This window comes from Neorhizobium sp. P12A (assembly GCF_008365395.1).
GTDB lineage: Bacteria > Pseudomonadota > Alphaproteobacteria > Rhizobiales > Rhizobiaceae > Rhizobium.
Genome location: NZ_QOVX01000013.1, coordinates 17,339 through 36,694, shown reverse-complemented (window position 1 = coordinate 36,694; position 19,356 = coordinate 17,339). Strand labels below are relative to the sequence as shown.

At 60.0% G+C, this 19,356-nt stretch carries 15 protein-coding genes; 8 read left to right on the top strand and 7 right to left on the bottom strand.

Annotated features, from left to right (window positions below):
* The first annotated feature begins 187 nt into the window (after window positions 1-187).
* On the top strand, window positions 188-430 hold the full coding sequence (locus DTW90_RS26440) for a hypothetical protein (RefSeq protein ID WP_149342202.1): 243 nt from the start codon (window positions 188-190) through the stop codon (window positions 428-430).
* 115 nt (window positions 431-545) lie between these two features.
* On the opposite strand, the gene DTW90_RS26435 is transcribed toward DTW90_RS26440, so the two are convergent.
* A complete protein-coding gene (locus DTW90_RS26435; RefSeq protein ID WP_149342200.1) occupies window positions 546-1,220 on the bottom strand; it encodes a TetR/AcrR family transcriptional regulator in 675 nt (224 codons plus the stop codon).
* 195 nt (window positions 1,221-1,415) lie between these two features.
* On the opposite strand from DTW90_RS26435, the gene DTW90_RS26430 reads away from it, so the two are divergent.
* The 3 genes from DTW90_RS26430 to DTW90_RS26420 all read left to right on the top strand — a co-directional run bounded on the left by DTW90_RS26430 (window position 1,416) and on the right by DTW90_RS26420 (window position 6,941).
* On the top strand, window positions 1,416-2,624 hold the full coding sequence (locus tag DTW90_RS26430) for an efflux RND transporter periplasmic adaptor subunit (protein ID WP_132524629.1): 1,209 nt from the start codon (window positions 1,416-1,418) through the stop codon (window positions 2,622-2,624).
* A 9-nt stretch (window positions 2,625-2,633) separates the two neighbouring features.
* The gene (locus tag DTW90_RS26425) at window positions 2,634-5,783 is read left to right on the top strand and encodes an efflux RND transporter permease subunit (protein ID WP_132524515.1); all 3,150 of its coding nucleotides are present in this window, start codon (window positions 2,634-2,636) and stop codon (window positions 5,781-5,783) included.
* A 135-nt stretch (window positions 5,784-5,918) separates the two neighbouring features.
* Window positions 5,919-6,941, top strand: coding sequence for a zinc-binding alcohol dehydrogenase family protein (locus tag DTW90_RS26420; protein WP_149342198.1), 1,023 nt, complete (start codon window positions 5,919-5,921; stop codon window positions 6,939-6,941).
* 232 nt (window positions 6,942-7,173) lie between these two features.
* Here the strand turns inward: DTW90_RS26420 and DTW90_RS26415 are convergent, their stop codons facing one another.
* From DTW90_RS26415 to DTW90_RS26405, 3 genes are all read right to left on the bottom strand, one after another.
* Window positions 7,174-7,683, bottom strand: coding sequence for a low affinity iron permease family protein (locus tag DTW90_RS26415; protein ID WP_149342196.1), 510 nt, complete (start codon window positions 7,681-7,683; stop codon window positions 7,174-7,176).
* Window positions 7,684-7,774: 91 nt separating this feature from the next.
* The gene (locus DTW90_RS26410) at window positions 7,775-8,275 is read right to left on the bottom strand and encodes a ferritin-like domain-containing protein (protein ID WP_132524518.1); all 501 of its coding nucleotides are present in this window, start codon (window positions 8,273-8,275) and stop codon (window positions 7,775-7,777) included.
* Between the two features lie 158 nt (window positions 8,276-8,433).
* Window positions 8,434-9,558 (bottom strand): RHE_PE00001 family protein, encoded by a 1,125-nt coding sequence (locus DTW90_RS26405; RefSeq protein WP_149342195.1) that lies wholly within the window; start codon window positions 9,556-9,558, stop codon window positions 8,434-8,436.
* Between the two features lie 152 nt (window positions 9,559-9,710).
* Here DTW90_RS26405 and DTW90_RS26400 point away from each other — a divergent pair, with 152 nt between their 5' ends.
* Both DTW90_RS26400 and cueR read left to right on the top strand, forming a co-directional pair.
* Window positions 9,711-12,218, top strand: a complete 2,508-nt coding sequence (locus DTW90_RS26400) for a heavy metal translocating P-type ATPase (RefSeq protein ID WP_149342193.1) — start codon at window positions 9,711-9,713, stop codon at window positions 12,216-12,218.
* Between the two features lie 9 nt (window positions 12,219-12,227).
* Window positions 12,228-12,632 carry a Cu(I)-responsive transcriptional regulator gene (gene cueR / locus DTW90_RS26395; RefSeq protein WP_132524523.1) on the top strand — a complete coding sequence of 135 codons (405 nt, stop codon included), beginning with the start codon at window positions 12,228-12,230 and terminating at the stop codon, window positions 12,630-12,632.
* 70 nt (window positions 12,633-12,702) lie between these two features.
* Here cueR and DTW90_RS26390 read toward each other — a convergent pair whose 3' ends face one another.
* Window positions 12,703-13,893 carry an acetyl-CoA C-acyltransferase gene (locus tag DTW90_RS26390; protein WP_149342191.1) on the bottom strand — a complete coding sequence of 397 codons (1,191 nt, stop codon included), beginning with the start codon at window positions 13,891-13,893 and terminating at the stop codon, window positions 12,703-12,705.
* Between the two features lie 237 nt (window positions 13,894-14,130).
* Here DTW90_RS26390 and DTW90_RS26385 point away from each other — a divergent pair, with 237 nt between their 5' ends.
* Entirely contained in the window at window positions 14,131-15,678 is a 1,548-nt protein-coding gene (locus DTW90_RS26385; protein ID WP_149342189.1) for a cation:proton antiporter, read from the top strand.
* Here the strand turns inward: DTW90_RS26385 and DTW90_RS26380 are convergent.
* Together DTW90_RS26380 and hmpA are read right to left on the bottom strand one after the other, a co-directional pair.
* Complete coding sequence (locus DTW90_RS26380; RefSeq protein ID WP_149342187.1) at window positions 15,665-16,138, bottom strand: Rrf2 family transcriptional regulator; 474 nt, start codon at window positions 16,136-16,138, stop codon at window positions 15,665-15,667. The genes DTW90_RS26385 and DTW90_RS26380 overlap by 14 nt on opposite strands.
* A gap of 145 nt (window positions 16,139-16,283) precedes the next feature.
* Entirely contained in the window at window positions 16,284-17,486 is a 1,203-nt protein-coding gene (hmpA, locus tag DTW90_RS26375; protein ID WP_149342185.1) for an NO-inducible flavohemoprotein, read from the bottom strand.
* A gap of 287 nt (window positions 17,487-17,773) precedes the next feature.
* Here hmpA and DTW90_RS26370 point away from each other — a divergent pair, with 287 nt between their 5' ends.
* Complete coding sequence (locus DTW90_RS26370; RefSeq protein WP_149342183.1) at window positions 17,774-19,354, top strand: EAL domain-containing protein; 1,581 nt, start codon at window positions 17,774-17,776, stop codon at window positions 19,352-19,354.
* Window positions 19,355-19,356: the final 2 nt, after the last annotated feature.

Genomic DNA, 19,356 nt, shown 5'->3' with positions numbered 1-19,356 from the left:
GCGAGCGCCAACGCAATCCATACCTGTGTCACGCCTCCTGTCACGCGCCAGCCCACACGACATGGGCTATAGTCCCTTCAGGAAGCACCTTGAGAGAAGGTGCACCTGATCGAAGATCGGAAGCAGGCTGCTCTTTGAGGGAAGTGCAGCGCTCCGGTCGCGACAATAACAAGGCAAGGGGCAGACAATGACAGCAATATTTCCGATCGAACCGACGAGCCACGATTCCCACTCGTTAAAGGAACTCGCTTCGATCGCGCGCCTGATTACCTACGCACGCCAGAGCGCCAAGGGCTTGAACGCGGATTTTCCCGTCTGGTGCCTGGATCTTGCACTCAGCGCCGTTCTTCAGGAAATGTACGCAAACGGCCTACAGCAGCCGGTTTTTGAAGAAGTCCTGGAAACAAACGTCTCCATGCCCAGGCACTGACAGTTCCATCGAATTTTTTCTCTGGTGGGGGCCGGAGAAAAACATATGCCGGCATGATCCGATGGGATCATGCCGGCATGTTCGTTTGAGGTGGGCGCTTATTGTACCAGCATGCTCATCGCCCCGGACGAACGCCGTTGAGAAAGACATCTATGCAGCGTCGCAGGTGCCTGCTCCGCGTTTCTCTATCAGGCCAATAGTTGGCGTGCCCGGATGGGCCGACCATCGCGGCAAAGATCATGTCCATCAGCATGCGGGCGGCGCTCAGCGTATCGTCGATATCGATCTTGCCCTCGGACCGCTGTATCGTCAGCCAGTCGGCGAGAATCTGGCGTGACTCATCGACGCCATATGTCTGCAAGGCTTCGCTGATTTCGGGAAATTGCTGTGCGTCCAGTATCAGCGCCTGAATGAAAGGCCAACGCTCGCGTTCGGCCTCCTCATCGATATCGATCATGAAAATCTCTGCGAGCTCTTCAGCAATCGGCATATCCGCACCCGGCGCACGCGGGAGCGCCAGCATGCTTTGGCGGTGAACGGCCATCACAGCGACGAAAAGTTCAAGTTTACTAGCAAAGAGTTGATAGAGCGTCTGCTTGGAAATCTTGCAGCGCGAAGCAACAAGGTCCATTGTCGTTCCGCCGTATCCCAACGTTTCGAAGGTTTTTTGCGCTTCCGCGATGATTTTCATTCGCTTAGCGGTATCGCTAGCAGCTTTCGGACGGCCCCGGGGCCGTCGCACTGGCGGAGAGGATGCGCCTTCAGCTATGAGTTTTTGCCGACGCTCCATTGATCTTTCCGAACCTTAAACCGATTGACATTTGCCCCAACACACATATTTTCTGTACTCCATCGTACAATAATTAGCATCCTGGGAAATAGCAACGTGGAAAAGCTCGCCTCTACCTCTCAAGCTCTCGGTCGGTTCCGCGAGGTCTCGTTCGACGGGCATCGGGTTCGCGGATACAGGCTTGGTCTCCTTGCCATGGGTATCGCTGCCACGGTGCTGCTCGCAGGCTGCAACGAACAGAAGGCCTCGCAGAACAATGCGCCGGCCGTGAAGACCGAAGTCAGCGCCGTGACATTGCATCCGCGGTCGGTTGCAATCACCGCCGAGCTGCCGGGCCGCACCTCCGCCTATCTGGTCGCCGAAGTCCGGCCGCAGGTCGGCGGCATTATCCGCCAACGCAATTTCCAGGAAGGCAGCGAGGTCAAGGAAGGCGACGTTCTCTACGAAATCGATCCTTCCGCCTATCAGGCCGCCTATGACAGTGCCCAGGCGGCGCTGACGAAGGCGCAGGGTGCGGTTCCAAGCGCCCAGGCAAAGCTTGATCGCTACAAGGGCCTCAGCGCACAGAACGCGGTCAGCCAGCAGGATTTCGACGACGCCAATTCGACGCTGATCCAGGCACAGGCGGATGTAGCCTCCGCCAAGGCCGCGCTGGAGACAGCCCGGATCAACCTTGACTACACCAAGATTCGTGCACCGATTTCCGGACGCGTCGATGCCTCGACCGTCACCGTCGGCGCGCTGGTGACGGCGGATCAGACGACAGCCTTGACGACGATCCGCAAGCTGGACCCGATGAATGTCGACGTTACGCAGTCCAGCACCAACCTCCTGAAGTTCCGTCGCGCAGTGGACGAGGGGCGCCTGAAGACCAGCGGCGACAACGTCTCGGTGCGTCTGACCCTCGAAGACGGCTCGACCTTCGATCAGGTCGGCAAGCTCGAGTTTCTCGAATCCGCGGTTGCCGAGGCGGTCGGCACCGTGTCGGTGCGCGTCGTATTCCCGAACCCGCAACGGATCCTGCTGCCCGGCATGTATGTCCGCGCAACGTTGCAGGAAGGTGTTGCCGAAAACAGCTTCCTCGTTCCGCAGCGCGCGGTCACCAGAAACACCAAGGGTGAGCCGACGGCAATGTTCGTCACCGCAGACGGCAAGGTGCAGCAGCGCGTGCTCGCCGTACAGCGCAGCGTCGGCAACAGCTGGCTTGTTGCTGACGGCATCAAGGATGGCGATCGCGTCATCGTCGAAGGCACCCAGCGCATCCGTGACGGCCAGGACGTCACTGTCGCTTCCGTGACCATCGACGACGCCAGTGGCGAGTTGAAGCAGGCTGATGCTGGCGACAGCGCCAAGCCGCAGACCGGTGGCGCAGACAAGAGCGTCATCACCGGCTCGACGAAGTGAGGTAGATCGATGTCGCGTTTTTTCATCGACAGGCCGATCTTTGCCTGGGTTATAGCCATTATCATCATGCTGGCCGGCGCGTTGTCGATTACGACGCTATCGATCTCGCAGTATCCCCAGATTGCACCGACCACAGTGCGTATCAGCGCCACCTATTCAGGTGCGGACGCGCAGACCGTCGAAAACTCGGTGACCAAGGTCATCGAGCAGGGCATGACCGGTATCGACAACCTCGACTACATGGCCGCGACTTCGACATCGACCGGCCAGGCATCGATCTCGCTCACCTTCAACAACAAGGCAAACCCCGACGTTGCCCAGATGCAGGTGCAGAACAAGCTGCAGCTGGTTACCGCGCAATTGCCTCAAATTGTCCAGAACACGGGTATCGTCGTTTCGAAGTCGACTTCGAACTTCCTGATGGTTATCGGTTTCGTGTCGACCGACGGCAAGCTCAGCAGCAACGACCTTGCGGACTATGTCAACAGCACGCTCAACGACACGCTGAAGCGCGTGCCAGGTGTCGGTGACACGCAGCTGTTCGGCGCCGGGTATGCAATGCGTATCTGGGTCGACCCCGACAAGCTTGCGAAATACCAGCTGATGACGTCAGATGTCGTTGGCGCAGTGGAAGCCCAGAACACGCAGGTTTCCGCGGGCCAGCTCGGCGCTCTTCCGCAGGTAAAAGGTCAGCAGCTGAATGCGACGGTGACGGCCAAGAGCCGCCTGCAGACGCCGGAGCAGTTTGAAAACATCATCCTGAAGAGCCAGCCCGATGGCGCGCTCGTCCGGTTGAACGACGTGGCCCGTGTCGAGCTGGGTGCCGACAGCTACACCAGCTCGAGCGCCTACAACAACCAGCCTTCGGCCGGTCTCGCCATCAACCTTGCATCGGGCGCAAACGCGATCGATACGGCCGAGGCGGTGGAAAACACCATCAACAGCCTGAAGCAGACGCTGCCGCCCAATGTTGAGGTCGTCTATCCTTACGATACGACACCCTTCGTCAAGCTCTCGATCGAGGACGTGGTCAAGACGCTGTTCGAAGCAATCGTGCTCGTCTTCATCGTCATGTTCGTGTTCCTGCAGAACATTCGCGCGACGCTGATCCCGACGCTCGCCGTTCCGATCGTTCTGCTCGGCACGTTCGGCGTGTTGTCCTTCTTCGGATATTCGATCAACACGCTGACAATGTTCGGCATGGTGCTCGCGATCGGTCTTCTCGTCGACGATGCGATCGTTGTTGTCGAGAACGTTGAGCGCGTCATGGAGGAAGAAGATCTCTCGCCTCGCGAGGCGACGATCAAATCCATGGAAGAAATCACCGGCGCCCTGATCGGCATCGCCACCGTTCTGTCCGCCGTCTTCATTCCAATGGCCTTCTTCTCCGGCTCGGTCGGCGTTATCTATCGCCAGTTCTCGGTGACCATCGTCTCGGCCATGATCCTGTCGGTCGTGGTGGCCTTGATCCTGACGCCGGCGCTCTGCGCGACGATCCTGAAGAAGCCGAAGCATGGCGCCAAGGAACGCGGCGTCTTCGGTTGGTTCAACCGCAATTTCGATCGCGGTACCCGCGGATATCAGCGGTCCGTCCGCGGCATCATCAGGTTCACGCCGGTCTTCCTTATTATCTTCGTTCTGATTGCAGGTGCTGTCGGCTATCTCTTCAACAAGCTACCGACCTCGTTCCTGCCCGATGAAGACCAGGGCATTCTGCTCACCAGCGTGCAGCTGCCGCCAGGCGCCACCGACTATCGAACGAAGCAGATTCTGGCGCAGGTGAGAAACTACTATCTCGAAAAAGAGAAGCCCTATGTAGACGCCGTCTTCACCGTTGCCGGCTTCGGCTTCAACGGACAGGGCCAAAACGTAGGGATCGCCTTCATCAAGCTGAAGGACTTTGCTCAGCGGCCGACGAAGGAAGGGAAGGCGCAGGCGATCGCCAGCCGCGCCATGGGGGCGTTCTCCAAGATCAAGGATGGTAGCGTATTTGCGCTTGCCCCGCCGGCAATTCCCGGCTTCGGCAGCTCGTCAGGTTTCGACTTCTTCATCAAGGACATTAACGGCGCGGGCCATGACCAGCTCATTGCTGCCCGCAATATTCTGCTCGGAGCCGCCGGCAAGGATCCCAAGCTTTTCGGCACCCGTCCAAACGGGCAGGAAGACACGCCACAATACTCAGTTGAGATCGACCAGGAAAAGGCGAGCGCGCTCAACATCAACCTCGCCGACATCGACTCCACCCTGTCGACGGCCTGGGGCGGCACCTATGTCAACGACTTCATCGATCGCGGGCGCGTGAAGAAGGTCTATGTCCAGGCCGATTCCAAATTCCGCATGCAGCCGGAGGATTTCGATCGCTGGTATGTCCGGAACTCCAGCGGCGACATGGTGCCGTTCTCAGCCTTCGCGACCGGCAAATGGACCTATGGCTCGCCGCGCCTCGAACGCTATAACGGCTCCTCCGCAGTCGAAATCCAGGGCGCGGCAGCTCCCGGCGTTTCATCGGGCGACGCCATGAACGAGATCGACCAGATCATGGCCAAGCTGCCTCCGGGCTTCAGCCATGAATGGACGAGCTTGTCCGCACAGGAAAAGCTTTCGGGCAACCAGGCGACGCAGCTCTATGCGATCTCGATCCTCGTGGTCTTCCTTGCGCTGGCAGCCCTCTATGAAAGCTGGTCGATCCCGCTCGCCGTCATGCTCTCGGTTCCGATCGGTATCTTCGGCGCCTTGGCAGCGGCAACCCTGTTCGGCCAGTCGAATGACGTTTACTTCAAGGTCGGCCTGCTCACGACAATCGGTCTGGCTGCGAAGAACGCCATTCTGATCGTGGAATTTGCGATCGATCAGCAGAAGACCGGCAAGCCGCTGATCGAAGCGACGCTGGAGGCGGCAAGGCAGCGTCTGCGCCCGATCCTCATGACCTCCCTCGCCTTCATCCTCGGCGTTCTGCCGTTGGCGATCGCCAATGGCGCCGGCTCCGGCAGCCAGAACTCGATCGGTATCGGCGTCATGGGCGGCATGATCTCGGCGACCGTGCTCGGCGTGTTCTTCATACCGTTGCTCTTCGTCAGCGTCCGCCGCATCTTCAAGGGCAAGTTGCCGGAAGAGAAGCAGCCTGACGTTCCCGAAGGGGCAAGCGAAGCGGCCCAATAGTCGCTGCTGACATCAAAGGCGCCACGGCTTTTGCAAGAGAGCCGTGGCGTTTGCTTTGCGAAATAGATATGAAGGCTGGATACCTGTCCGGATGCCCGAAAGATCGGCGCTCGGCAGGCGCCGGGGGAGGGCAGCATGATCAAGGCATTGATGATCGAGGCGGAGAACGTTACCCGCTTTCACGAGGTGGAAGAAGCGCCGCTCGGGAACGGCCAAGTCCGGGTGAGCGTTCGCCATATCGGCCTCTGCGGCAGCGACCTCAATACATTCAAAGGCCTCAATCCGCTGGTGAAGCTTCCGCGCATCCCCGGCCACGAAATCGGCGGCGAAATCCTTGAAGTCGGCGCAGGCGTCGATGCGGCCTATCAGCCCGGAAAGCGCGTCATCGTTCTGCCCTATACCAACTGCGGCAAATGCACCTCTTGCCGCAAAGGCCGATTGAACGCCTGCCGCTATAACAAGACGCTCGGCGTTCAGCAGGATGGCGGCCTGGCGGAGGAAATCGTTCTGCCGGCGGAAAAGCTCATCCTGAACGATACTCTGCCTGCGCATCGCCTTGCTCTTGTCGAACCACTCTCCGTCGGCTTCCACGCGGTCGAGCGTGGCCGGGTTTCACACGGCGACCGCGTTGTCGTGCTCGGTTGCGGCATGATCGGCATGGGCGTGCTGATTGCTGCGGTCGCGCGAGGCGCCGAGGTGATTGCCGTCGATCTCAGCGAAGAAAAACGTGCTCTCGCTAAGACCTTCGGTGCGGTCGAAACGATCGATGCCGGCAATGAAGATGTGGTGGCAAGGGTCAGCGAGCTTACGGGTGACGACGGCGTCGATGTCGCCTTCGAAGCCGTCGGCCTGCCCGCGACCTTCACGCAGGCGATCGATCTGGCCTGCTTCGGTGGGCGTGTCGTCTATGTTGGCTATTCCAAGGCACCGGTGACTTACCAGACGCAGTTCTTCAATTTGAAAGAGCTCGATATCATGGGTTCACGCAACGCCGTCATGCAGGATTTCCGCGACGTCATCAGCCATCTCGAGACGATCGGCGACCAGGCCGATGCGCTGATCTCCAAGATCGTGCCGTTTGACGAAGCGGAAGGCGCCCTTCCCTATTGGGACGGCAACCGCAATGCGCTGAAGATCATCATCGAGCGTAGCGTCTAAGACAGGGGATGGAACAAACCTCCTGAAGAGCTGAAAAGATCAGACAGTTCTTGCACCGTTGACAGAGCGCGACCGGACCTCGATCCGGTCGCTGTCGTCTTCTCTTGGTGCTTCCTCCTAAAGGGTCTCTTGCGGACCCTAGACGAGGAACGTCCGATCCATAAGGATGTCCCTGGAACTCGCCGGATCATGAAAGGTGATCGAACAACCCCAGTGGCAAGGCGCTTGAGCCTTATGATTTGCTCTTGCCGGCCGATGGGACAACGGTGTTGCGGGCAGTTCGAGAACTCTTTGGCAGGGATACCGCCTCTTCTCTTAGCGATGCCGATTTAGCGGCCTGTGCCACAGGTTTCTTCTTGGTTCGTTTTCGATCGACCTTCGCCTCGATGCGTTCGGCTTGCTTGTGCAGGCTCTTGCTGAGCGCGCGCAGCTCGTTCTCATCGAGATTTTCGACGCCGATGAATTTGTTTTGCGCCTTGCTGGTGAGGATGAGTTCGTCAAGTTTCGTCTGGATCGCCTTGCTGTCGCGGTTCTGCGAATTCTGAAGGACGAAAACCATCAGAAAGGTCACGATGGTGGTCGCTGTATTGACCACGAGCTGCCAGGTTTCGGAATAGCCGAAGAACGGGCCAGAAATGGCCCACAGGATAATAACAATGAAGGCAATGCCGAAGGTTACGGGCTTGCCCGCACCTTCTGCCACGGCAGTGGAAAAGATCGTGAAGATATGGTTCAGCTTCATGGCCCCCGGGTCGCTATCCGCTTCAACGTTACAATTGAAAATTAGAAAGGTCGCAACGCTTTCAAGGGCGCTGCGACCGTAACGTTCAACTTCAAGCGACCTTCTTCTGTGCAGCGGAATTCACCGCTGATTTTGCCAGACTTGTCAGCGCCATATCGGTCTCGGATTCCTCCTGGAGGGTTGCGTCCAGAAGCTTGGCGGCATTCTTCATCCCGAGCTTTTCCGCCCAGGCCTTCAATGTTCCATAGCGGGTGATCTCGTAATGCTCGACGGCCTGTGCCGAAGAGATGAGGCCGGCGTCGAGTGCCGCGGTGCCCTTGAATTCCTCGATGATTTCCTCTCCTTCGGCAATAATGCCTTGGATGGCTTCGCAGGTCTTGCCCTGTGCCCGCTTGCCGATGATCTCGAAGACTTCCTGCAGCCGGTCGACATGGCCTTCCGTCTGCTCGCGATGTTTTTCGAAAGCGGCGCGCAGTTCCGGTGCCTTTGCAGCGCGTGCCATTTTCGGCAGGGCTTTCAGGATCTGCCGCTCGGCATAGTAGATATCCTTCAGTGTGTCATGGAAAAGGTCGTCCAGCGTCTTCTCGGCCATGGGTTCAACTCCCTGTTTAGCGTTCTACGCGCTCCCCAGGACCTGCAAACGTCTTGTTCATGCGAATGTTCCGGCCCAACGAGCTGCCTAGAGCCAAGTGTCCGGATGGCGGGATTGTCGGCGAACCACTTCCCTTCTTTCTCCCGCCAGGGAAGCGTCTAGAGGACACCCCAGCCGCGATAACGCCCTCTGCCGGTCATTTCCCGTACGCCGAGTTCACCAACGAGATTGAGGGCTCCACGGGCCGTCACATTGACATGCCGAGCGACCATATTCACCGATACGATCGGTCGCGACAGGATGAGTTCGATCACGCCGGGCAGCTTGCTGTTCGAGCGCCGGTCCTTCATTCGCCGCTCCATCTGGCTCCTGGCAAGCGAGAGCCGGTCGAGCTCCTTCAAGCCGGCATCAGCCGCCTGTGTCATGGCATCCAGGAAGGCCAGCAGGCGAAGCGTACCATCGCGGGACCGGCGGCGTTCGTGACGGATCGACTTCAAGCCGACATTGAGACTGAAGAGATGGGAGGTGACCTTTCCGCGGCTGCGCAGATAGGCGCTGACGAGCAGGCTGCCCATCCAGTGCTGCCGGCGCAGCGGCTCGATCCGTTCCCAGGCATCGAAAAGTATGGCGGCACCGAGAGATGGCGGTAAAGCATCCGCATCGCGGATTACGTTTCGCCATGCCTGAAGCCGTTCTTCCTCGTCCCATTCTTCATCATGGACCAGCCCCAGCGGATCGACGTCCGTGGCAGCCGAGCGACTTTCTGAGATGCCGGCGCCTGCCTCGAGAGCGCGTTCGGACCGCGCAAGAATAGCGTCGATCTCGGCAAATTCAGCGGCGAGAGAATCTTCCTCTTCGTCCTCATCGCCGATTTCGCCTGCATCTTCGGCTGTCTGCAAAGAGGGAGGACGTGGCACGACGACATCGTCCGCACCCTCCGCCCCGCCCCGTATCGCCGCAATTCCGGCCGGACTGATGCCCCAGGCCGGTTCGGCATTCCAGAGGCGGCGGCGCGCCCGCAGGACAGCGTGGGCGATGGTCAACTCATGGGTCGGGGCACGCGCATCCATATGGGCGTCATGCAGCACCAAATCCTCGACATGGACGAGTTCGCCGCCGACCCAGAGCGCCGCAACAGAATCGAAGAAATGACCGCGCTCCTTAAATCCATCGGCGACAGCGTGTCTCAACACACGTTCATCAAGCCGCGCCAGCATGTCCTCCGCCTGGCTTAAGGCAGGCAGAAGTTCGGATAGCGGGAGGTCGCTGAGATCGTATCGCATTGGAATCACTTCACGGAAATCGTCATGCGGAACCTATCAGCAAAGTTCGCTTCACGACAGTTTAGTGGACGGTTCGAAAAGTGCTTGACCTTCCAGTTGCTGGAAGGTTCATAAGGGCTGCCAACTGCTCTTGCGAGCATCTGGAGCCTGACATGACATTGCATGAAGAACATGATCACACGCATCACCACCATGACCACGGAGGCCATCACACCCACGGCGGCGACGGCGCGGTAATCCGCGACCCCGTCTGCGGCATGACCGTCGATCCCCGTGCCGGCAAGCCCACGCTGGATTACAACGGCCGTACCTATCATTTCTGCAGCGACAGCTGCCGCGGAAAATTCGAGGCAACGCCGCAGGACTACCTGACCGCCAAGGACCCGGTCTGCGGCATGAATGTCGATCGTTCGACAGCGCGGCATTTCTTGACGCACGAGGGCGAGAAGTTCTATTTCTGCTCCGACGGCTGCAAAGTGAAATTCGAAGCCAATCCCGATGCCTATCGCAGCGGCCAGCCGGCGGCGAAACCGATGCCGAAGGGCACGCTCTATACCTGCCCGATGCACCCGGAAGTCATCAGCGAGAAACCGGGCGATTGTCCGAAATGCGGCATGGCGCTGGAGCCGATGGGAGTTTCCGCAGCCGACGAAGGCCCCAACCCGGAACTCGTCGATTTCACGCGCCGCCTCTGGATCAGCGCTGCCCTGTCGATCCCCCTGCTCATTCTCAGCATGGGACCGATGCTCGGCCTGCCTTTGCGCGAGGCGATCGGCGAGTCCGCCGCAACTTGGATCGAATTCATCCTCGCAACGCCTGTTGTCATCTGGGCGGCCCAGCCTTTCTTCCGCCGCGCCTGGAACTCGCTGGTCAACCGCAGTCCGAACATGTGGACTCTGATCGGGCTCGGCGTTGGAACGGCTTATATCTACAGCGTGGTCGCGACGCTGGCGCCGGATATCTTCCCGATGAGCATCCGTGGCCATGACGAGGCCGTTCCGGTCTATTTCGAGGCGGCATCCGTCATTGTTGCACTGGTTTTCGTCGGCCAGGTTCTGGAGCTGAAGGCACGCGAACGCACCGGCTCAGCGATCCGCGCCCTTCTCGACCTTGCTCCCAAAACGACACGGCTTATCCATGCCGACGGCAGCGAAACGGACATCCCGGTCGATGACGTCAGGACAGGCGACCGGCTGCGCATCCGGCCGGGCGAGCGCGTCCCCGTGGATGGCTCGGTTACAGAAGGTCAATCGACGGTCGATGAAACGATGATTACGGGCGAGCCCCTCCCGGTCGAGAAGAGCAAGGGCGATGCCCTGACTGCCGGGACGATCAACCGCAACGGCGGGCTTATCATGATCGCCGAGAAAGTCGGTGCCGACACCATGCTGTCGCGGATCGTCGACATGGTCGCCAAGGCACAGCGGTCCCGTGCACCCATCCAGGGCATGGTCGATCGTGTGTCGGCAGTCTTCGTGCCTGCCGTCGTTCTTGCCGCCATCACAGCCTTTGCAATCTGGGCTTTCGTCGGCCCGGAACCGCGGCTGGCGCATGCGCTGCTTGCAGCCGTTGCCGTCCTCATCATCGCCTGCCCTTGTGCGCTCGGCCTTGCCACGCCGATGTCGATCATGATCGCGACGGGCCGCGGCGCGCATGCCGGCGTGCTCATCCGGGATGCCGAGGCGCTGGAGCGCTTTGCCAAGGTGGATACATTGATCGTCGACAAGACGGGGACGCTGACCGAAGGCAAGCCAAGGCTCACCGATGTGCTTGCCGTGGACGGCATGGAGGAGAACCGTCTGCTGTCGCTGGCCGCCAGCCTCGAGCGCGGCTCGGAACATCCACTGGCCGAGGCGATCGTCGCTGGCGCCGAGGAGCGCCGTGCCGTGCTCGGCGACATCTCAGGCTTCGAGGCCATAACCGGCAAGGGTGTTCAGGGCCTGTCCGGCGATACCGCTGTTGCGCTCGGCAACAGCGCAATGATGGCCGATCTTGATATTGATGTCGCCACGTTGAATGCAGAAACGACCACTCTCCGCTCCGACGGCAAGACCGTGATGTTCGTCGCGCTCGGCGGCAAGCTGGCCGGATTGATCGCGGTCGCCGACCAGATCAAACCCACGACGGCGCAGGCGATCAGGGCGCTGCATGCAAGCGGACTGAAAATCATCATGGCAACAGGCGACAATGCGGTCACTGCTGCTGCCGTCGCCAGGAGCCTTGGCATCGATGAGGTCCGTGCCGATATATTGCCCGAAGGCAAGAAAGCGTTGGTCGATGAACTCCGCGCCCGCGGTGCGGTCGTCGCCATGGCCGGAGACGGCATCAACGACGCGCCGGCGCTCGCTTCCGCCGATGTCGGCATTGCCATGGGCACTGGCGCCGATGTCGCGATGGAAAGCGCCGGCATCACGCTCGTCAAGGGCGATCTGAACGGTATCGTCCGCTCGCGTCATCTGTCTGAGGCGACGATCCGCAACATCAAGCAAAACCTCGGCTTCGCCTTCGGATACAACGCGCTCGGCATACCCCTCGCGGCCGGCATTCTCTACCCGGTCTTCGGCCTGTTGCTGTCGCCGATGATCGCGGCTGCAGCCATGAGCCTGTCGTCGGTTTCGGTCATCGGCAACGCTCTACGGCTGCGGCGGGAAGAGCTATAGGAGAACGACATGAATATCGGCGAAGCATCTGATCGATCCGGCCTGCCGGCAAAGACGATCCGTTATTATGAAGATATAGGCCTGATCCATCCGGATCGGGCCGATAATGGATACCGGGACTATGGCAGCGACGACGTGCACAAGCTGCGCTTCCTCCACCGCTCGCGCGGTCTCGGCTTTTCCGTCGAGGAATGCCGGCAATTGCTGGCGCTCTATGAGGACAAGAGCCGCGCCAGCGCAGACGTCCGCGAGATCGCCTCATCCAAACTGACCGAGATCGATCGCAAGATCCGAGAACTGACCGAGCTTCGGCGAACGCTCGAGCACCTCGTCCATGCCTGTCATGGCAATGACAGGCCCGATTGCCCGATCCTGGAAGAACTTGCTGAAGCGGCGACCGTCCAAACCGGCTAGCCGGACGCTTTTTCGGAGTTTGCGCATTTAGCAGCGAACGCCGCTACGGCTGGTGAGCCGTTGGGGCAGTTCAGTTCACCCGTTCGACGGCGATCGCCGTCGCCTCGCCGCCACCGATGCAGAGTGCAGCCACGCCCCGCGTGGCGCCGCGGCGCTCCAGCGCGTGCAGCAGCGTCACGATCAGCCGGGCTCCCGTCGCGCCGATCGGATGACCGAGCGCGCAAGCGCCGCCATTGACGTTCAGGCGATCACGCTCGATGCCGAGATCCTTTGCGGCGGCCATCGCAACGACGGCGAAGGCCTCGTTGATCTCGAAAAGGTCGACATCCCCGACCTTCCAGCCGGTCTTGTCGAGCACCTTGCGGATCGCAGGGATCGGCGCGGTAGTGTACCAGGCCGGCTCCTGGCTGTGGGTCGCATGGGCCTTGATCTCGGCGAGGATGGGAAGGCCCTCGCGCTCGGCAACGGAGCGCCGCGTCAGCACCAAGGCGGCCGCGCCATCGGCATTTGCGGATGCACTAGCCGCCGTGATTGTTCCGTCGGCGCGGAAGGCTGGCTTTAGCGTCGGGATTTTTTCGGGCGAGACCCTCAACGGGTGCTCATCCTTGCTGATCGTGACAGGACCACCTTTCGCGGGCACCGACAGGGGCGTGATCTCGGCTTCGAAGGCGCCGCTTTCGATCGCCGTCCGCGCCCGGGTCAGGGTTTCGACAGCATAGGCATCCTGATCGTCACGGGTGAACTGGTAGGCCTCGACCGCTGCCTCGCCGAAATCACCCATCGGCCGGCCCCTCTCATAGGCGTCCTCCAGGCCGTCGAGCATCATGTGATCAAAAATCGTGTCGTGGCCAACGCGATAGCCACCCCTCGCCTTGGCCAGCAGGTAGGGCGCGTTCGACATCGATTCCATGCCGCCCGACACCACGATCGAGGCTGAGCCGGCAAGGATGAGATCATGCGCCAGCATCGTCGCCTTCATGCCGGAACCGCAGACCTTGTTGACCGTGGTTGCGCCGACTGCATCGGGAAGGCCCGCCTTTCTAGAAGCCTGCCGGGCGGGCGCCTGTCCCTGGCCGGCCGGAAGAACACAGCCGAAGAGCACTTCCTCGACGCGTTCCGGCGAGAGGCCGGCGCGCTCAAGCGCCGCGCGAATGACATGGCTGCCGAGTTCCGGCGCAGCAAGCGCCGATAGTTCTCCCTGGAAACGCCCGAGTGGTGTGCGTGTGGCCGAAACGATGACAACGGGATCTGAGGCGGACATGGCATTCCTCTCTGCGACGACTTAAATGACGACCATCATCATAAACCAATTAAATGACATATGTCATGAAAACTTCCATTCCCGACGGAAGAATCTTTGTCGAGACCCGGACAATGCCGTGACAAGATTAGCCGGAAACCATTTCGCCAAAAGTGCGTTCCCTTCCGAGCCTGGCAGCTTACCTCTTTGCCCTCCGCATTTTTCCGGACATGATCGACGCCAAGGGGAACCTCAATCATGGCCTTCTTCGAAAGCTTGCTCACTCTGCTGGCGGTAGCGGTCATAGTCCTGCAGCCGTCGCGCCGATTGGTCATTCCATATCCGACCATGCTAGCGGTCGCCGGCGTACTCGTTGCGGCGCTGCCCTGGGCGCCGGCGATCTCGATCGATCCCCAGCTTGCGCTCGCCTTGTTTATTTCACCCGCCCTCTTCGACGCCGCCTACGATCTGCCGCCGCGGACATTGAGACAGAATTGGCTGCCACTAATATCGCTGGCCGCCATCGCCGTGATCCTCACCACACTCGCCGTTGCCTGGCTCGGCGTTGCCTTTGCAGGACTGCCGGTCGCCGCCGCGATCGCACTCGGCGCAATCGTCGCGCCGCCGGATGCGGCCGCCGCAACGGCCATGCTCAGCCGCTTTTCCCTGCCGCGCCGGGCATTTGCCGTGTTAAAAGGTGAAAGCCTGCTGAACGATGCCGTGGCGCTGCTCATTTTCAGCGCCGCAGTTTCGACGGCATCTGGGATCGTCCCCCTCGTGGAACTCGCCCCTCGGCTTGCCCTTGCCGTCCCGGGCGGACTGCTCCTCGGCTTTCTTCTCGGCAAGCTCTACCTGCTTCTGGCGACAAGGCTCGCAGGCACGCTCGGCGGGTCGCTTTTCGAATTCGTCGCCACCTTCGGCACCTGGGTGATCGCAGAGCGGCTGCATCTTTCCGCCGTGCTTGCCATCGTCGTCTATGCAATGGTCATTGCCCGCTACATGCCTGAGCGGCAGACGGCGCGCAACCGTATCCATTCCTACTCGGTCTGGGAAGCGACCATCTTCATGCTCAATGTACTGGCATTTCTGCTGATGGGCATGCAGGCGCGCGCGACGATCATGCAGCTTTATCAACACGACCTGGCTTTTGCCTCGCTTTTTGCCGCCTCGGTATTCCTTGTCGTGGTCGGCGTTCGCATGCTGTGGGTGTTGTTCTACAATCGGGTGCTCCATTGTCTCGCCAAGGCGGGGATCGTTTCGGAGAGGTCGCCATCCATGGCGATGACCATCCTTGCGGGATGGTGCGGCATGCGCGGCGTAGTCACGCTTGCAACCGCAATCGCTCTTCCGGCTTCTTTTCCTTCGCGCGATCTGATCGTATTCAGCGCTCTCGCCGTCGTACTCGGCACGCTTATCTTGCAGGGCCTGACGCTGGGCCCCCTGATCCATCTGCTTAAATTTAAAAGCGACGACTCGTTGCGCGACGAGATCGCCGCCACGCGACTGGCATTGCTCGATACTGCACTCGATGAATTGGACAAGTCCGAACAGACGGATGAGGTCCGTACGCTGCGCGAAATCTATCGCGGAGAGCGCAAACTGACCAGCAGCGGAATTCACCCCCGTGAAGCCAGCGAGTTCGACAAGCTTAGGCGGAAAACCATCAGGGCCAAACGCGTCAAGCTCGCAGAGTTGCGCCGCAGCGGGGCGATCGATGACGATGTCTTCCACGCCCTTGAACGGGAACTCGACTGGGCGGAACTTGCCGCGGCGACACCCGACCAGTTCGAGATCATCGAGGGTTAGGCCGGGGTGCCCGAACGACATCCAGGTTGATACCCAAAAGCTGGCGTAGCGGCACCGAGGGGCGAACGAGATCCGCCAGCGTATAGCCGTCGAGCACATCCAGAAAAGCAGCAGCCGCAGAAGCCAGCGCACGCTTGAGAACGCAGGCTGGCTGAACCGCGCAGACCATGGTTGACCCCGCCTCCATGCAGGGAACGATGGCAAAATCGGGCTCGCATGCCCTGACGATCTCACCGACACCGATCTCGGAGGCACCGCGTGCCAGCCGCATTCCGCCCTGACGCCCTCGCACAGTTTCAATGAGACCTTTCTGTCCAAGTTCATGGGTGATTTTCATCAGATGAGCCTTCGAAATATCGTAGGCTTCGGAAATCTCTGAAATGGTCGCAAGACGATCGCCGTTCAGCCCGAGATACATCATCAGGCGCAACGCATAGTCGGAGTAAACGGTCAGTCGCATGGTCTGCTGTCCGAACAACGATGGAAATGGCGGATGGATATCTACCACACAAAGATACCTTGCCAATCCATCATTTTATCGGTGAAATCTAAAATAGGCCTCCGGACTTCAGGCCGGAATCCGGAGGCACTCTCAGTCTTTGCCGTCAAAGATTATCGGCAGGGCCGAAGAATTCGTAGTGAATACGGCTCTCCGGCACGCCGGCACCGGCCAGCCCCTTGACGAAGGCGGCGAGGAACGGCTTGGGACCGCAGAGATAGAAATCGGCCTCGGCAATCGGCGTATTGTCGGCCAGCCAGTCGACGGTGACAAAGCCGTCATGGTCGTAATGCACGCCCTTCTCGTCCTCATCGGTCGGCGCCTGGTAGAAGATCGTCGTGTTCAGATGCGGACGGTCAGCCGCCAGCGCGCGGACATGCGAGCCCATGGCGTGGACGCGGCCATCCTGAGCGCCATGGACATAATGAACGGGCACATTGCCATCCGAGCCGGCAATCGCTTCCAGCATGCTTACCATCGGCGTCAACCCTACGCCGCCGCTGAGCAACACGATGGGGCGCTGCGGCTTTTCGATGAGGAAGAAATCGCCGGTCGGCGGGGCGACATCGAGCAGCGCGCCCTCTTCAAAATCGTTGTGCAATGCGTTGGAAACCAGCCCATGTGGTTCGCGCTTGACGGAGATACGATAAGTCTCGCCGTTCGGTGCCGACGAGATGCTGTAGTTGCGCCGCTGGGGCGAGAGCCCAGGCAAAGCAACGCGAAACGTCAGGTACTGGCCGGGGCGGTGACGTATCACGGCGCCGCCATCGACCGGCCGCAGGATGAAGGACGTGATGATGTCGCTCTCCCGCCGCCTGGTCTCGATGCGGAACTGCCGCCATCCCGTCCAGCCGCCTTCGGAGTTCTGCAAGTCCCCATAGATCTGCTTCTCGCGGCCGATCAGGATGTTTGCCAGAAACCAGAAGGCTTCGCCCCAGGCCGCAAGGACCTCGCTCGTCGCAGCCTCGCCCAGCACTTCCTCGATCGCGCCGAGCAGCGCTGACGCGACATAGGGATAGTGAGCCGGCAGTATCTGCAGGCCGGCATGCTTCTGCGCGATACGCTCGACGGCTGCCCCCATGACGCCGAGATTGTCGATGTTGCGGGCATAGGCAAGGATCGCACCGGCAAGTGCCTTGGTCTGCCGGCCGCCCTCCCCCTGATTGGACTGATTGAAGAGATCGCGCACTTCGGCATCCCTAAACAGCCGCCGATACATCGCCGCTGTAATGTCCGTTCCATGCGCCGCAAGCGCCGGCACTGTGGCCTGGACGATGGCCCTTATCGGTTCGCTGAGAGGTTCTGACATCTTGGTCTCCTTGCTTTCAGATCTATCGATGCAGGAGATTTATTCGACAAAAGATATACGTACAATGTATCTTTTATCGCAAAATGGGTTCCGCGCCATTCTGTCACAGCGCGTCCCTGCAAGGGTAAGCCGGTCCGGATCTGCACTGCCGCAATTGCCGAGACAGAGGCCACAGAGACGGGCTGGTTAATACACTTTCTCCAAAATCTGCGAGAAATCGCCCTCAATATTTCAACGCTTATTTCAGAATGTTACGATAAGAAACATTCGACATGTTGGGGGTGAGGATGTCGGATTTTCTTCGTACGAGGGCGGGAAAGCAGTTCCTGTGTTTGCTGGTGCTGGGTCTTGCGCTCTGGCTGCTCGGTATCGAATTGCAGTTCCAGCAGAACCTTCTGGGGTTCCTGGAAGCCTATCGAAGCTACGGCGCCGAAGCGGTGGTCCTTGCGCTGAATATCGGCGGCGCCATGAGCTTCCTCTACTCCATCTTCCGCATCTATGACCTGCGTAAGGAAATGGACCTGCGCGCGAAAGCCCAGGCACGCGCTGATTGGACGGCCACCCACGACCATCTGACGAAGCTTCCAAACCGATATGCATTCGAGCGCCGGCTCTTCGGCCGCCGCCAGATGAGATCCTCGGATGATGACGGCGAGCCGGAGGACCAGACGGTCACCGTATTTTCCGTCGATCTCGACGGATTCAAGAAGGTGAACGACCTTGTCGGACACAAGGGCGGCGATGCCCTGCTGATCGAGGTCGCACGGCGCCTGAGCGCGCTCGGCGATGTCGGTTGCGTCTATCGTTTCGGCGGCGACGAATTCATCGTCGTCGCAACCGGATTGACGCGCGAGCGCGAAGAGAAATTCGCACGGATGATCATCCATGCGCTGACGCGCCCCATCCATATCGGGTCCCTCCCTGCGGAGGTTGGCGCCAGCATTGGCTACGCGACAACGACGATGGCGGACGCAAATCTCGAGGAAGCGGCCCACTGCGCCGATCTTGCGATGTATGAGGCGAAGAGCCAGGGACCGAACCGCTATTTCGCCTATGAAGAGGCGATGCAAAACAAGGTGACCGAGCGGGCAGCACTGGAATCGAAACTGCGCGCGGCGATCCAGGAAAACGAAATCCGGCCCTTCTATCAGCCTCTCATTAATCTTAGGAGTGGCGATCTCTGCGGTTTCGAGGCCTTGGCACGCTGGACCGACAATGACGGTATAAGCATTCCTCCGCCCGCCTTCATCGGCATTGCCGAAGAGACGGGCATGATCACGGAACTCTTCGAGAATCTCCTCAAGCAGGCCTGTCTCGATGCCCGGCATTGGCCGGATCACATTACGCTTTCCTTCAACGTCTCGCCCGTGCAGATGGAAGACAAGCTGCTCGCGACGCGCATTCTGCGCATTCTCGCCAAGGGACAATTGCCGCCGCATCGGCTCGAGATCGAAATTACCGAGAATGCGCTCATCCAGGAGCCGGAGATCGCCGCACTCATTCTCGACGAACTCCACGGCGCCGGCGTCCAGATTGCACTCGATGACTTCGGCACCGGCTACTCCAGCCTGGCGCAGCTGGCACGCTATCGTTTCGACAAGATCAAGATCGACAAGAGTTTCGTTGCCACCTACGGCAGCGAGGAGCGGCAGGAAAAGATCGTCCGCGCCATGCTGGGCCTCGGCCGCAGCCTCGGCATCAAGACAACGGCGGAAGGGATCGAGGAACACAGCCAACTCGTCTATCTCGTCAACCATGGCTGCGATATCGGACAGGGCTATCTCTTCGGAAAAGCGGTTCCCGCAGACCAGGCCATCGCATTCATCGCGTCGCGGGAAAGCGACCTGCCTTCGGTAAGCCAGGCCTGAAA

What these genes read in the sequence shown, in the direction of transcription:
- DTW90_RS26440 (WP_149342202.1), top strand. Translation starts at nt 188, where the DNA reads ATGACAGCAATATTTCCGATCGAACCGACGAGCCACGATTCCCACTCG.
- DTW90_RS26435 (WP_149342200.1), bottom strand. Translation starts at nt 1,220, where the DNA reads ATGGAGCGTCGGCAAAAACTCATAGCTGAAGGCGCATCCTCTCCGCCA.
- DTW90_RS26430 (WP_132524629.1), top strand. Translation starts at nt 1,416, where the DNA reads ATGGGTATCGCTGCCACGGTGCTGCTCGCAGGCTGCAACGAACAGAAG.
- DTW90_RS26425 (WP_132524515.1), top strand. Translation starts at nt 2,634, where the DNA reads ATGTCGCGTTTTTTCATCGACAGGCCGATCTTTGCCTGGGTTATAGCC.
- DTW90_RS26420 (WP_149342198.1), top strand. Translation starts at nt 5,919, where the DNA reads ATGATCAAGGCATTGATGATCGAGGCGGAGAACGTTACCCGCTTTCAC.
- DTW90_RS26415 (WP_149342196.1), bottom strand. Translation starts at nt 7,683, where the DNA reads ATGAAGCTGAACCATATCTTCACGATCTTTTCCACTGCCGTGGCAGAA.
- DTW90_RS26410 (WP_132524518.1), bottom strand. Translation starts at nt 8,275, where the DNA reads ATGGCCGAGAAGACGCTGGACGACCTTTTCCATGACACACTGAAGGAT.
- DTW90_RS26405 (WP_149342195.1), bottom strand. Translation starts at nt 9,558, where the DNA reads ATGCGATACGATCTCAGCGACCTCCCGCTATCCGAACTTCTGCCTGCC.
- DTW90_RS26400 (WP_149342193.1), top strand. Translation starts at nt 9,711, where the DNA reads ATGACATTGCATGAAGAACATGATCACACGCATCACCACCATGACCAC.
- cueR (WP_132524523.1), top strand. Translation starts at nt 12,228, where the DNA reads ATGAATATCGGCGAAGCATCTGATCGATCCGGCCTGCCGGCAAAGACG.
- DTW90_RS26390 (WP_149342191.1), bottom strand. Translation starts at nt 13,893, where the DNA reads ATGTCCGCCTCAGATCCCGTTGTCATCGTTTCGGCCACACGCACACCA.
- DTW90_RS26385 (WP_149342189.1), top strand. Translation starts at nt 14,131, where the DNA reads ATGGCCTTCTTCGAAAGCTTGCTCACTCTGCTGGCGGTAGCGGTCATA.
- DTW90_RS26380 (WP_149342187.1), bottom strand. Translation starts at nt 16,138, where the DNA reads ATGCGACTGACCGTTTACTCCGACTATGCGTTGCGCCTGATGATGTAT.
- hmpA (WP_149342185.1), bottom strand. Translation starts at nt 17,486, where the DNA reads ATGTCAGAACCTCTCAGCGAACCGATAAGGGCCATCGTCCAGGCCACA.
- DTW90_RS26370 (WP_149342183.1), top strand. Translation starts at nt 17,774, where the DNA reads ATGTCGGATTTTCTTCGTACGAGGGCGGGAAAGCAGTTCCTGTGTTTG.